This window comes from Halanaerobium kushneri, from assembly GCF_900156285.1.
GTDB classification, from domain to species: Bacteria; Bacillota; Halanaerobiia; order Halanaerobiales; family Halanaerobiaceae; genus Halanaerobium; species Halanaerobium kushneri.
Window position 1 is genome coordinate 1 of sequence record NZ_FTNC01000008.1, and the last position, 14,516, is coordinate 14,516.

At 35.1% G+C, this 14,516-nt stretch carries 13 protein-coding genes and 1 pseudogene; 8 read left to right on the forward strand and 6 right to left on the reverse strand.

Annotated features, from left to right (window positions below; translation table 11 throughout):
• A pseudogene (locus BW929_RS06800) lies at positions 1–232 on the reverse strand (ISNCY family transposase); the annotation flags it as partial.
• 169 nt (positions 233–401) lie between these two features.
• Between BW929_RS06800 and BW929_RS06805 the strand changes: the two are divergent.
• A complete protein-coding gene (locus tag BW929_RS06805) occupies positions 402–1,718 on the forward strand; it encodes an NCS2 family permease (RefSeq protein WP_076544622.1) in 1,317 nt (438 codons plus the stop codon).
• Between the two features lie 141 nt (positions 1,719–1,859).
• Here the strand turns inward: BW929_RS06805 and BW929_RS06810 are convergent, their stop codons facing one another.
• The 5 genes from BW929_RS06810 to BW929_RS06830 form a co-directional block, all read right to left on the reverse strand.
• Positions 1,860–3,119 carry an APC family permease gene (locus tag BW929_RS06810; RefSeq protein WP_076544623.1) on the reverse strand — a complete coding sequence of 420 codons (1,260 nt, stop codon included), beginning with the start codon at positions 3,117–3,119 and terminating at the stop codon, positions 1,860–1,862.
• A 34-nt stretch (positions 3,120–3,153) separates the two neighbouring features.
• Entirely contained in the window at positions 3,154–3,675 is a 522-nt protein-coding gene (locus BW929_RS06815; RefSeq protein WP_076544624.1) for a TlpA family protein disulfide reductase, read from the reverse strand.
• 160 nt (positions 3,676–3,835) lie between these two features.
• On the reverse strand, positions 3,836–4,786 hold the full coding sequence (locus tag BW929_RS06820) for an alpha/beta fold hydrolase (protein WP_076544625.1): 951 nt from the start codon (positions 4,784–4,786) through the stop codon (positions 3,836–3,838).
• 1 nt (position 4,787) lies between these two features.
• Positions 4,788–5,210 (reverse strand): hypothetical protein, encoded by a 423-nt coding sequence (locus BW929_RS06825; RefSeq protein ID WP_076544626.1) that lies wholly within the window; start codon positions 5,208–5,210, stop codon positions 4,788–4,790.
• Between the two features lie 10 nt (positions 5,211–5,220).
• Complete coding sequence (locus BW929_RS06830) at positions 5,221–5,778, reverse strand: LytTR family DNA-binding domain-containing protein (protein WP_076544627.1); 558 nt, start codon at positions 5,776–5,778, stop codon at positions 5,221–5,223.
• Positions 5,779–6,217: 439 nt separating this feature from the next.
• Here BW929_RS06830 and BW929_RS06835 point away from each other — a divergent pair, with 439 nt between their 5' ends.
• The 7 genes from BW929_RS06835 (at position 6,218) to BW929_RS06865 (ending at position 14,501) form a co-directional block, all read left to right on the forward strand.
• Entirely contained in the window at positions 6,218–6,793 is a 576-nt protein-coding gene (locus tag BW929_RS06835; RefSeq protein ID WP_076544628.1) for a DUF3267 domain-containing protein, read from the forward strand.
• A 175-nt stretch (positions 6,794–6,968) separates the two neighbouring features.
• The gene (locus BW929_RS06840; RefSeq protein WP_076544629.1) at positions 6,969–8,219 is read left to right on the forward strand and encodes an adenosylhomocysteinase; all 1,251 of its coding nucleotides are present in this window, start codon (positions 6,969–6,971) and stop codon (positions 8,217–8,219) included.
• 67 nt (positions 8,220–8,286) lie between these two features.
• The gene (locus BW929_RS06845) at positions 8,287–9,537 is read left to right on the forward strand and encodes a nickel-dependent malate racemase, LarAH6 family (protein ID WP_076544630.1); all 1,251 of its coding nucleotides are present in this window, start codon (positions 8,287–8,289) and stop codon (positions 9,535–9,537) included.
• A 71-nt stretch (positions 9,538–9,608) separates the two neighbouring features.
• On the forward strand, positions 9,609–10,547 hold the full coding sequence (locus tag BW929_RS06850) for an AAA family ATPase (RefSeq protein ID WP_076544631.1): 939 nt from the start codon (positions 9,609–9,611) through the stop codon (positions 10,545–10,547).
• Complete coding sequence (locus BW929_RS06855; protein ID WP_076544632.1) at positions 10,540–11,874, forward strand: DUF58 domain-containing protein; 1,335 nt, start codon at positions 10,540–10,542, stop codon at positions 11,872–11,874. The genes BW929_RS06850 and BW929_RS06855 overlap by 8 nt, the downstream gene beginning before the upstream one ends.
• Positions 11,864–13,312, forward strand: coding sequence for a DUF4129 domain-containing protein (locus BW929_RS06860; RefSeq protein WP_076544633.1), 1,449 nt, complete (start codon positions 11,864–11,866; stop codon positions 13,310–13,312). Before BW929_RS06855 ends, BW929_RS06860 begins: the two co-directional genes overlap by 11 nt.
• A gap of 130 nt (positions 13,313–13,442) precedes the next feature.
• Entirely contained in the window at positions 13,443–14,501 is a 1,059-nt protein-coding gene (locus BW929_RS06865; RefSeq protein ID WP_076544634.1) for a Gfo/Idh/MocA family protein, read from the forward strand.
• The last annotated feature ends 15 nt before the right edge of the window (positions 14,502–14,516 follow it).

Genomic DNA, 14,516 nt, shown 5'->3' on the forward strand with positions numbered 1-14,516 from the left:
TTCCCAGTATTTTTTGCAGAATAAATGCAGAAAGCATCGATTCTAGATCATATTCTCTTTTTCTACCAAAATATTTGTAGTAAGCAGTGTAGAAACTGAATGGAATAAATTCAGATAAATCAAGATATTGATCGAGCATTTCAAGGAATTGAGGTTTATCATTTTGAGCCCAATCTTTGGCCTGTTCATAAAGATCACCGAAAGACAATTGCTTTTTAGAATTAAAAGACATTATGATTTCCTCCTTTTGGCTTTGTGGTATTTTTAGTATCTCTAACTATATTATACCATATCTTAAGGAGGAAATCACCAAAAATTTATGTCATGAGCCCTGTCATTTAGGACCTTAGACATTATACAAACGACTAATATCTAGAAAAAAATAAGGAGGGTATTTATTAATGAGTAATAATAATGGAGTATTAGAAGAATTTTTTAGTTTAAAAGAAAATAACACTGATGTGAAGACTGAGGTTATTGCGGGAATTACAACTTTTATGACTATGGCGTATATTATTTTTGTTAATCCTGCGATATTAAGTGATGCAGGTATGCCTTTTAATGGTGTCTTTATTGCTACCATAATGGGAGCAATTCTGGGTACACTTTCGATGGCTCTTTTAACAAACTATCCCTTTGCCCTTGCTTCTGGAATGGGTTTAAATGCATTTTTTGCCTATTCAGTTGTTATTGGAATGGGTGTTACCTGGCAGGCTGCACTGGGAATTATACTACTGGAAGGTATTATCTTTATTATTTTGAGTGTTACTCCTGTTAGAGAAATGATAGTTAACAGTATTCCAATGGCTTTGAAGACAGGTATCAGTACAGGCATTGGTTTATTTATTGCTTTCATTGGTCTGCAGAATGCAGGTATAGTTGTAGCTGATCAGGCAACTCTAGTTGCAATGGGGAGTGTCTTAACTGGACCCGGACTTGTAGCTTTATTTGGTCTTTTAATTACAGGAATTTTACATGCCAAAGGAATCAAAGGAGCATTGCTCTGGGGGATCCTGGCTTCTACTGCTTTTGGCTGGATTAATGGTGTTACTCCTGCATTTAATGGAGTAGTTGCGATGCCACAGATGTCACACTGGTCTGAAGTGTTGTTACAATTAGATATTGGTTCAGCATTAAGTTTTAGTATGATGGGTGTTTTACTCTCATTTCTATTTGTGGATATGTTTGATACTGCTGGAACTTTAGTTGGGGTAAGTCAGCAGGCTGGATACTTAGATGAAAATGGCGATTTACCAAAAGCAAGTCGAGCTCTTTTAGCAGATGCAATAGGTACCACTGGTGGAGCTTTATTTGGAACAAGTACAGTAACAACATATGTAGAATCAGCTTCTGGTGTAGCTGAAGGTGGAAGAACAGGTTTAACTGGGGTAATTGTTTCCATACTATTCTTTTTATCTTTATTCTTTAAACCATTAATTGGAATAGTTCCTGCAGCAGCAACAGCGCCTGCTTTAATCATTGTTGGTACAATGATGATGACAAATATAACCAAGCTTGACTGGGATGATTTTACAGAAATTCTACCTGCTTTTGTGGCAATGATAGCTATGCCATTAACATATTCAATCTCCAATGGTATTGCACTTGGTTTTATAGTTTATCCAATAGTTAAGCTATTTACTGGTAAGGGTAAGGATGTACACTGGTTAGTATATGTACTGGGAGTAGTATTTGTATTCTACTTTGTAGTTCATTAAAAATATTTTTGGAAACTGAAAATCTATTAAATAAAGTAAAATAAGTTTTTAAAGCGGTGAAAGTTCATTTTAAAATGAATTTTCACCGCTTTTTGTGATAGAAATAAAATATTAAATTTTTAACTGAGTTTAGTCGTAGAGTTAGGAGTTAAAGGTGTAAATTAATTTTCTGCCTACAGTTGCCAGCAGCAATAAAATAGTAAGAGTTATAATAATTTTGATGTCTCTCTGAAAAAAACGAATAAATAATGAAATTGAAGCGATGGCTGCTCCTGCTCCTCCTAAGAAAGAAATTAATTTAGTTTTAGCAATCTCCTTGAAGGCAATAAAATTAACAGTAGAAAATGTAATCAGAAAAATAAAGCTTGCAGCTTCAACCAGAGAGGATAAATTACCAAAGGCAGCCAGTAGGGCTCCAACACCGCCTATTATATAAATTGATCTATCAGGAATACCGGCATTATTTTTATGGATCAAAAATGAAGGCAGTTCTCCATCATTGGCCACTTTAATTGCCAGACGTGCAGTTGCAAAAATAGTTGAATTTATAGCAGAACCTGTAGAAAATAAGGCAGCTATTGAAGCAATTATTAGACCAGCGGTACCTAAGATGTTCTGGCCTGCTATTGCAAGAACAACTTCTTTTTCTTCGATGATTGTCTGGTGGCTGACCAGATTTATAGTTCCCAGAGTAACTATAATATAAATAACAATTACAGAAACAATTGCCAGAATTTCTGCTCTGTGAATTGTTCTGTCAGCATCTTCAATTTCATTATAATCATACGTTATTAGCTGAAAACCTTCATAAGCCATAAAAATAGTTGAGGCTCCAATAATAGCATTGACAAAAGTACCCGCTGATCGCATGGGTTCACTATTAAACATATCTGGATTAAAATTTGATATTCCTACAGCAGCAATAGCCAGTAGAATAGCTAATTTTGCCCAAACTATAAATACCTCCAGATGTGAAGCTTCACTTACATCTCTAAGATTAAAGTACATAAAAATCAGAATTATAGATATGGAAACGAGCCGGGGAAACCAGGGCCCATAATTTAAGATTTGTTCTAAGTACTGCCCAAAAGTAAATGCATAAACTGAAAGAGTGAGAATATATCCTATCATTAATAGCCAGGAAAGGCCCCCTGCTAATCCCTGGTGATTAATATCTTTAATATAAGTAAAAGCGCCTCCACCCTCTTCAAACTTATTTGTTAGTTTAGAATAGCTAATTCCAGTGGCGAGAGCAATTAAGCCGGCAATTAAAAAACTCAACCAGGCCATGTTACCAGCAGTTGCAATTATTACTCCCAGAACAGAAAAAATACCGCCACCTATCATACCACCAACAGCCATGCTCCAAGTTTCGTTTAGACCCATCTTTTTTTTATCCATATTTTTACCTCCTGCTTAAACAAAATTATTTATTTTATTCTTTAATTCCAGATAGTTCAAGCATTTTCTCATAACTCACTGCACCAACAACCTTATTTTTAATGATTCCATCTTCATTTAAAAAGTAGCTTGTAGGGATTCCTCGGACCAGATAGTTCTGGGCTGTACTCTTATCAGTATCCAGGAGAACAGAAAATGAAAGACCATTTTTCATCATGAAATTAGCAGCTGTAGATTTATTTTCTCCAACATTTACTGCCAGTATGATTACTTCTTCTCCGTAGTTCTCGTGTAATTTTTGTATATCGGGCATTTCTTCTCTACAGGGGGGACACCAGCTGGCCCAAAAATTAAGAAAAACTTTTTGCCCGCGGAAATCACTTAAACTTACTTTTTTATCATTTATATTTTTTAATTCAAAATCTGGAGCCTGCATATCAATTTCAGTACCAACTTCAGCCTGAACTACTTCAGACTTAGGACTCTGCAGATAAAAGAAAGATAAACCACCAATTATCAGAGCTACAATTAAAAATATTGCTATTTTTTTATTCATTAATGATCCCTCCATTTGGATTCAATTGATCTTAATTATAATTATACAAGTAAAATACACAGATTTCCAGTTTATTGAATACAAATATCGCGAAAAAAGGTTATTAATTTAAAATAGAATGCAGCTGGTTTATTAAAAAAGCAGGGTTTGAGTTTGTATTCTATAAATTTTTTTCAATGATTTCTTTACTTTTTTCTGCAATAAACTCTGGCTGTTCAAGGTGAATGTAGTGGTCAGCATCTAAAATAAAAGCTTCACCATCAGCTTCTTTTGTATAAGAAACTATACTGTCCTGCCAGCTCTTTTCTTCATTTCTACTGGAGATAAAAGCATAAAAAGGGACTTTATATTTATTCTCTTTCTTAGCTAATTTAGAGTTACTTTCGACCATATCAACTTCTTCCCACATGTTTTTGGTCTGGACCCGTCGGTAAAATATTGTTCTGGCAATTTTGGCTTCTTTTTCTGTTAAAAGACCTTTTTTAGCAGCATGAAAATTATTAGAAAAAACTTCAGGCTGATTTCGGACTAGCCCGGTTCGAGTCAGGATTGATATAAGTGGAGATAAAACAGGTCCTTCTTCAGATTCTTCAATAAAGCCGGGCATAAGTGGATCCAGACCGATAACTGCCTTAACTTCTTCTGGATAAAGATTGGACCAATAGACAGCTTCAAGTCCAGCTAGAGAGTGTGGAAATAAAACATAAGGTGCTTTTCCCCCTGCCAGTTTTAAAGCGGTCCGAGTTTCGTTAAGAACAGTTTTTAAATCTCTAGCTTCAGAACTAATTTCACTCCAGCCATACCCGGCCCTTTCGACAACTGCAATACGGTAATCATCTGATAACTTTTCAAAAAGGACTTTAAAATCATAGTAGGGTGAAACTGTTCCCAGTCCGGACATAAAGACCAGAGTCTGCTTTCCCTGCCCTTCAGCATAAACATGAATATTTGTTTCATCAACACTGACTAATTTACCAGGAGCAGGATATTTTGCCTTTTCTTCAGCGATTAATTCCCGGTGTTCCAAATAACTGCTTAAAACTATAAATGAGACTAAAGCGATTAAAATTATAGGCACAATAATTATAATTTTTTTTAAAATATTTTTCAATTTACTCTCTTCCTTTTAAGTTATCTTTTATTGACTCTAAACTCTGATTAAAATTTTGATATTCTTGATTGCTAAAATAGGCAATAACAAAGGCCAGTATCTCAGTGATTAAAATAATATTTAAAACTGCCTGCCAGCCGTAAGCCTGATGAGTTCCCAAAAGCATTAATAGTAAAAAGACAGATAGGCCATCAGCAAGCAATACAGCTAGATATGATAATAGTTTAGAAGAGGTCTTATAAATTGTCCATGATACAGCAAGCTCGCTTACGGTTCCAATTAAAGCTCCAAAGATAAAATAAATTAAAATTGATTCAGAGAGATCGCTGTTTGGATTTAAGAATAGATTTTCAAAAATTGCGATCACAACTCCAACCATTCCTGAAGGCAGTAGATTAATTATATAGTCTTTAATTTTTTCCATTACTATCTCCTCACAATCCTAAATATTTTTTGAAGTCACCAGCATAACTGCGTGAAACCTCAATTTCTTTTTTTATATCCAGTTTTAAAAGTAGTCTTCCATTAAACCAGGGAACAATCTCTTTGATATGTATTATGTTAACTATCTCTGACTTATTAATTCTGATAAAGCCTTCCGCTGCCAGTTCATCTTCGAGCTGATATAATTTTTCTTTAAGGCGATATTTTTTAGCTTTTGTTCTGGCATAAATTATGCTGTTCTGGGCTTCAAAAAGTATAATATCCTGATAATTAATAATTTCATAGTTTTCATCCAGCTGCCCTATCAGGTGATCCTGCAGATTTTTTTCTTTCTGCTCAGCCCCATTTCCGAGCTGATTTTCTAAAAAAGAAATCAATTGATCAATTTGCTGGGGGTTGAATACAAGGCTGATTACGTCTTCTGGAATTTTTTGGCCGTTTTCAACCAGTGCCAGTTCTGCCTGTTCAGAAATTTGAAAATTTCTGGCTTCCAAAAACTCCTTTAATAAAAGCTGATAGGAATTAGAACAGATTAATTTTAGCTTCATATTAGTTTGCCTCCAGATTTTCTGTTTACTTTAGAATTATTTTCAAAAAATTACACATTATCTTAATTATATTAATAAAGCTTATCTAAAGTAAAGCGATTGACTAAATTAATTTTTGGCCGGACTGGAAGTTGCATAAACCTGTTGCAATTGGTTGTTTTATCATTCATTCTCCCTCCTTTTCCGCTGTTAAAAATAGAATAGCATACTTTGTGATTTCAGAGAGTAGATTTTAGCTAAGCCGCAGTTCTGACAGTTTAAGTCGTATCTTTTGAGTGGCAAAATGAATTAAGACAACTTATTCTACTCTAAGTGCAAGTTGGTCTTTGATATCAACCTTTTAGCTAAAAACTTTATACATTCATTTAAGATCTTATATAATAAAAGAAGAATTGACTTAACATATTTAACTTAATTTAAATAAAGGGGAGAGATTTGAATGAAATTTAAGCTGGGTTCACCAACAGATTTAGAAAAATTATCTCAGAATAAAGACTGGAAGGAACTAAAAAACATCTCGAGTTTTTTTATTTTTAAATTACTAATATTAGTTTTTGGAATTTTAATTAGTACATTTTTCTATCAATTTATTAAAGAGATTATATCAATTAGGGAAATTTACAGTACATATATGGAAAACTGGTATTTAGTCTTTTTATTAATTCCCTTACATGAAGCTTCCCATGCGATCATGTATCCCAATTTTGGCTTTTCTGATAAAATCATTTTTGGTTTCTGGCCGAAAAAATTTGTGTTCTACTCTTATTATGATTTACCTCTAAAAAAAAATAGACTTATAATTGCTATGCTGGCCCCTCTGTTCATACTAACTGTATTTCCAGTTTTATTAATTTCTATTTTAGAATTAAATTATATATATTTAGCTATTATTGCAATTTTAAATTCCATTGGAGGAGCAGGAGATATATTTTACTCTATTTTAGTGATCAGTCAGGTTCCAAAAAACTCAGTTGTTAAAACTGATACTGCCAGAGTATTCTGGAAGGAAGTATAAAAAATATATAGTTTTAACTGATTTTTCTTTTCATTACAATAATCTATGATAAAATATAAATAAGAGGAAAATTCGGATAATTTATTAGAATAGAATTTAACATTTAAATTATCCGTTATTAATTTATAAAAAGAAACAAAGATAATTACAATAAAATTTACTGAGGAGGAAAATTATGATTACTAAATCAACACTTAGAAATCCTGAATTAGCTGAAGAGGGCTGGCGCAAAATTCAGTGGGTGGCAGACAAGATGGATATTTTAAATGAAATTTTAAAAGATCATAAAGAAGCACAGCCGCTGACAGGGAAAAAAGTGGCGATCTGCCTGCATTTAGAGGCGAAGACAGCCTATATGGCTTATGTGATTAGTCAGTTAGGAGCAGAGGTAGCTATTGCGGGCAGTAATCCACTTTCCACCCAGGATGATGTAGCAGCAGGTCTGGCTGCTCATGGAGTAATGGTCCACAGCTGGTATGGCTCAACTCCAGAGGAGTATAAGGAGCATTTAAATAAGGTTTTAAATATTGAACCTGATTTAATTATTGATGATGGTGGGGATATGGTTGAGACTCTACATAAAGATAGAAGAGAGCTGCTGGAAAACATTATCGGTGGAGCAGAGGAAACCACTACTGGAATTCACCGCCTGGAAGCGATGGAAGGAGACGGAACCCTGGCTTTTCCAATGATGGCAGTTAATGATGCTAAATGTAAATCTCTTTTTGATAACCGTTATGGAACCGGCCAATCTGTCTGGGATGGAATTATGAGGACAACTAACCTGGTTGTTGCAGGTAAAACTGCTGTAGTAGCAGGTTATGGCTGGTGTGGAAAAGGTGTGGCAATGAGGGCTAAGGGTCTTGGTGCCAGAGTAATTGTTACAGAAATTGATCCGATTAAGGCCAGTGAAGCCTGGATGGATGGGTTTGAGGTTATGCCGATGCAGGAAGCAGCCAAAAAAGGAGATTTCTTTATTACCGTAACCGGATGTAAAAATGTAATTGATAAAGAAGATTTAAAGGTAATGAAAGATGGAGCTATTTTATCAAATGCGGGACATTTTGATGTTGAAGTTTCCAAACCGGCACTTAATGATCTGGCTATAGAAGTTAGTGAAGCTCGAGAAAATATCAGGAAGTTTGAACTTATGGATGGTCGTAAACTCTATCTTTTGGCAGATGGTAGACTGGTTAATCTAGCAGCAGGAGATGGACATCCAGCCGAAATTATGGATATGACATTTGCCCTACAGCTTTTATCTTTATTACATTTAAATCATAATCAAAATTTGGATGCCCAAGTTTATAATATACCTGATGATATTGACAATATGGTAGCAGAATATAAATTGAAGTCATTAGGAATCGAGATTGATCAGTTGACAGAGGAACAGGAGGATTATATTAACAGCTGGGAAAATTAATGACATCAGGCATCTGAAAATAAACCCGGCTACCGGTCATCAAATAAGAAGGAGTAGTATAGTAGAAATGAAATTAAAATATGGAAGAAAAAAATTAGAATTTAAAATTGAGAGTAGTAAAGTATTAGATATCCTAAAAGCAAAAGAAAAAGAGGGGCTGGCTGCTCCCCAGGCAGCAGTAGAGAGGGCACTTGCAGATCCTACGGGCAGCGCACCACTGGCAGAACTTCTAACAGCTAAAAAAATAGATGATCTGGTAATTATAGTTAATGATGTAACCCGCTATACACCATATCACCACATGCTGCCACCACTGTTGAGTATTATTTCGGAAGCGGGGATTAAAAAAGAACAGGTAACCTTTATTGTAGCCACCGGTGTTCACAGTCCTCATTCGCCAGAGCAAAATAAAGAAATTTTTGGTAAAAAAATTGACGGCAATTATAATTTTATTTATCACAACTGTGATCATAACTTAGCAGATCTAGGCAAGCTTAGCACTGGTAATAGGCTAAAAATTAATAAAAAGGTGGCTGAAGCTGATTTTGTAATCACCACTGGGGTGATTTTACCTCATTATATGGCAGGTTTTTCTGGTGGAAGAAAATCAATTTTGCCAGGAGTAGCCGGTAGGGAAAGCATCGAAAATAATCATGCTCTAATGATAGATGTTATAGCAGATCCGCCTGAAATAAGTGAAAACCCAATCAGCCAGGAAATGTTTGAAGCAGCAGCAAAGGTTGGGGTGGATTTTATTCTGAATGTTGTTACCAACAGCAGTCGTGAGATTGTTCAGGTTACTGCTGGAAATTATCGTCAGGCCTGGGAAGATGGGATTAATACTTCAGCTGAGATGTATCATCTTCATTTAGCAAAAAAAGCAGATGCAGCTATTGTAAGTTCGGGCGGTTTTCCAAGAGATATTAATATTTATCAGGCCCAGAAAGCTCTGGATCATGCAGAGCATGCTGTCAAAAAGGGAGGAACAATAATCTGGGTGGCTGAGTGTTCAGAAGGTTATGGGGAAGAGCGTTTTGAAAAATGGATGAATGAGGCTCAAAAACCTGAAGATAATGTTAAACGGATAAAAGAAAAATTCTTACTTGGAGGTCACAAAGCCTTTGCGATCTCTAAGGTGGCAGTTGAAAAAGAAATAATTCTGATTTCCGATTTAACTGTAGAACAAACTGATAATATTTTTGCTAAAAAGATGACATCTATTCAGCAGGCAGTTGATTATCTGGAAGAAAAATATAAGGGAGATTATTCTGTTTATATTCTCCCCCAGGGAAGTTTGACTGTGCCAGTGGTTAAATAATAGAGAAAATTTTTATCCAGCTACAAAATCTAAAGCTTGTATCTGGTCCCCAATAATAAGAGGTGGAATAATTGCAGAATATAGAAAAAGTACAGAAAATTATTGACAATGTGGAAGAAGTGATCCTGGGCAAGAATCGTGTAATAAAACTAGCTCTGGCAGCTATGATGGCTGAGGGACATATTTTATTTGAAGATGTACCTGGAGTCGGGAAAACTATCCTGGTTCGATCACTGGCCCGCTCTGTTGGCTGTTCATTTAAGCGAATTCAGTTTACCCCTGATCTTTTACCATCTGATATTACTGGTGTTTCTATCTACAATCAAAAAACAAATGAATTTGAATTTAGAGAAGGACCAATTCTCTCACAGGTAGTTTTAGCTGATGAGATAAACCGTGCAACTCCAAGGACTCAATCAGCACTTTTAGAAAGTATGGCTGAAAAACAAATCACTGTTGAAGGAATAAGCCGCAAATTATCGGATCCGTTTATCGTCATGGCAACTCAGAATCCAATTGAATATGACGGTACTTTTCCACTACCTGAAGCGCAGCTTGATAGATTTTTAATTAGACTGGAGATTGGTTATCCCGCTGAGAACGAAGAACAGATAATTTTAAAAAACCTGCAGCTGGAGCATCCGGTGGAAAAATTAGAGGCTGTAATGACTGATCAGCAGTTTATTGAATTACAGAACGAGGTAAAAAAAGTTCATGTTGATCAGAAACTGAGAAAATACATAGTAGAACTGGTAAATCAGAGCCGGAATCATAGTGATCTGGAGCTGGGAGCCAGTCCCCGGGGCAGTATTGCTTTAATGAAAATGGCTCAGGCATGGGCGGTAATTAAGGAAAGAGACTATATCATTCCGGATGATATAAAAGAAATTGCCTCTGCAGTTCTTGCTCATCGCTTAATTGTTAAATCAAAAAGCCGGCTCAGAGGTGCAGATAAGAAAAAGATTATAAAAGAGATTATTAGAAGAACCGAGGTGCCAGTAATTGATTAATTTCTTTGCTCTGGGTTTAGTAACCTATCTGGGAGGAGCGGTTATGCAGCGGACAATCTTATTTAAGCTTGCTTATTTTTTCCTCCTTTTTCATTTTATAATCAAATATTATCATTATAATATTGGCAAAAATTTAAAAATATCTCATTACTTAAAAAATGACCATTTATTTTATAATGAAAAGATTGAAGTAATAATCAAGATAGAAAATAATAGTTTTTTGCCAATTTTATGGCTGAAATTTAAAGAATTTTTACCCAATAAATTGACTATTTTGGAGGAGCAGCACTTAAGCTATTTTAAAGCCGGGGAGAAAAAGGAATGGCAATTCAATTTAAAGGCTAAAAAAAGAGGGTTTTATAAAATTGGACCTCTGAAATGGGAGATAGGAGATTTTTTAGGCTATGAGCTAACCAGAGGGGAACTCAAAGAGCTCGAAGTTTATATATATCCTAAAATTCTAAATTTAGAAGAGTTAGGACTGGCTTCCCGATTACCTTTTGGTAATTCTAAATGGCCTCAGCCTATTTATAAGGATCCCTATAAAACAGCAGGTATTAGAGAATATCAGCCTGCAGATAGATTAAACCAGATCCACTGGAAGGCATCTGCTAAAACTGGGGAATTAAAATCTCGCCAAAATGAATCTACAGTTTCGATTGATACAGCTCTGGTTTTAAATATGTCTCAGGAAGATTATGGGCTTAAATTTTTAGAAAGAAAAACAGAGCTTGCAGTAACAGCAGCAGCTTCAATGGCTTATTATTTAAATCGGGTTGGCCACAGCTTTAAATTTTTAAGTAATGCTGTTATTGAAGGTACAGACTGGGAGGAATTTAATGCCTATCAGCAAAAGATAAATACAAAAAATGAGTCGGGAGAGAGATCAGGTTTGGAAGTTGAAAAATCAGTTAATACTTTAGAAGCTGAAGCTGATAATGTTAATAAGTCGAATGAGATTGAATCTGATTCAGCGGCAGCTGCTAATTTCAATAGTTATTTAAAACTGCCCTCCGGTAGCGGAGATGCTCATCTACAGGAATTGTTGGAGTTACTGGCAAGAGTTGAAATATCAAAGGCTGATAACTTTCTTAATCTATTAACAGATGAGCTGGATCTAGCCTGGGGAGGAACTCTAATTATTTTTACCGATAAAGATGATAGCGAACTAATACAGGTGGTAGAAAACCTTTTGAGAAGAGGTTATAATATTAAAATTATGATTCTGGGGGATGAAGTTGTACATCGGGAATACAGCTATCTACCTTTTACAGCGCCCCTTTCAATTCATCATTTGCGGCGGGAGCGTGATTTACATGAAGGCTAAAGAATATAATTTTAAATATAGTTATCTTTATCCCTTTATGGGAGTTATGTTGTATTTTATCCTTGCCATTATGTTTTTTTATTTAATTGAAATTAATTCAAATTTTATGAACTTAAATAATTTTTCCTATTTAATCTTATTTTTATTTTTAGTAGAGGCAATCCTGCATTTTAATGCTTCTCTGGAAATAAAAATACCGATGCTGACTTTTGTTGTAGAATTTTTTGTCTATCTGCTGCTTTTAGTTGTTTTAAGTGGTCGTTATCAGAGTCTGGCTACAATATTTAGCCTTGACAAGCTGGACTTATTTATATTTTGGCTGGTCAGTATTTTTTTCTGGTATCAGGTTTATGAATTCTGCGGGATTTTTGAATATTTTCGTAAGGATTTTGATAAAATTTATGAAAGTAAGGGAGAGGACTGGAATTTAGATGAATTTAGGAGATTGCTTGATTATCCTCTGATCTGGCCCAGGATGACTCGAAAAGTAAGCTGGCTTAACCTGCCTTTGCTCATTCTCTGGGCGTTTATAGGTGAAGTCAATATGCTATTTTTGATTTTAACGATTATATTTTTAGTTACAGAGGTATTTCTACTGGCATTGACTTATCTTGACAAAAAAACAGTTGACTGGAATGTTAATCGAATAAAGGAAACTCAATCAATAAAAAAGGGCTGGCGAAAATTTCTATTAATTTTTATAATTTTAGCTCTGCTGCTTGCTTTCTTACTTCCTTCAAATTATCAACCGTTGCCAATGGATAGAATCAACAGCTGGATAGGACAACAGCTGGCTTTGTTGGGAGTAGTTGAGATGGAACAGCAGGATAATATAAGAGAGAGATTTGATGCTGGACAGCTGCCTGATGAGGCCGAGGAAGAAGAACCCAGATGGATTGAGATATTATTTGTTATTATCCAGATATTTTTGACTGTTATTTTTGCGCTTTTCTTTCTGGCTCTTGTAATCTTTTTTATAACCTCAGAGATAGGCAAGTTAAAAAACATGCCCCAGTTTTTTAAAGCTTTTTATCAATTTATTATTAAAGCGCTTAAAGATATTTTTACCGTCATTAAAGAAATTAATTTTACCTCCGGCTGGCGAAAAAGAAATGAGAGGCTAAAAAATAAGAAATCTGCTAAAGAAGAAGCAAAGAACATTAAAAATATTGAGCTGACAGGTCAATCTAATTCCATAATAATTAGAATTTATAACTCTCTGCTCAGACTTTTATCTTTAAAAGGGATGGGTAAAGATCCAGCTGCTACTCCATATGAATACCGGAGTTATTTAGTCGAAAAGTTTCAGGACTTAAAAGAAGAAATTAATAATTTAACGGAAATATTTGTAGAAACTGCCTATAGTGATCATCCATTAGGTGAAAATGCTGTTAAAACAGCCAGAACAATCTGGAAAATATTAAAAAAGAAAATTTAAATCAGTTTAAACCAGGCCAGAGGTAAAAGGTTATAAGATTAGGATTTTATCAAGTAGCTTAAGTGAAAAAAATCAAATTATAATAATAAATAGCAGTCTTTAATATTACTGATCTAAGGGGAGAAAATTAATGCGAAAAAAATTAAAAGCCGGAATAATTGGTTGTGGAGAAATAGCTTTCAGTAAACATATGCCAGGTCTGGCTAAATTGAGAGATGTAGAAATGACAGCTTTTTGTAATCGAAGTCTGGAAAAAGCAGAAAGAGCAGCAGCAGAATTTGGAGCTGAAGTTTCCAGAGTCTATACAGATTATAATAAACTTTTGCAGGATAATGAGCTTGATCTTGTCCATATCTGTACCCCGAATAATTCTCATGCAGAAATTTCAGTTGCTGCATTGAGGGCTGGCAAAGATGTGATGTGCGAAAAACCGATGGCTTTAAATGCTGAGCAGGCAGAAGCAATGTATAAGATGGCTCAAAAGACAGGTCAAAAATTATCAGTTAGTTACCAGAATCGTTTTAAAACAGAAAACATTTTATTTAAAGAGCTGGTCGATAGTGGCAGACTGGGAAAAATTTATTTTGCTCGTTCCCTGGCCTTAAGGAGGCGAGGTGTACCAACCTGGGGGTATTTTCTGGATAAAGAAATTCAGGGTGGTGGGCCTTTAATTGATATAGGAACTCACTCGCTGGATTTAACTCTCTGGTTGCTTGATAATTATCAGCCTAAAATTGTGCTGGCAAATGTTTTTAATGAGATGGCTGCAGAAAGCAGTAAGGCCAATTATTTTGGACCCTGGGAAAAAGAAAAATTTGAGGTTGAAGATGCAGCAGTTGCCCATATTATAATGGAAAATGGCTGTTCAATATTTTTAGAAAGCAGCTGGGCTTTAAATACTCCAGAAGAATATGATATTAAAAGTATTTTGAGTGGAACAAAGGCAGGAGCTGACAATATTAATGGTCTCCGAATCAATGGCGAAAAAGAGGGTCGGCTTTATAAAGAAGAAATTTCTACAGCCAGTTCAACAAACGAAGACCCTGGTGATCGAGAAATAAGGCTCTGGATTGAAGCTATAAAAGCTGATAAAGAGCCACCTGTAAAAGCCAAAGAGGCTCTGGTGATAGCTCAAATTCTGGATGCAATTTATCAATCAGCTGAAACTGGGGAAGCGGTTGAGTTCTAATAGGAATTTAATTTT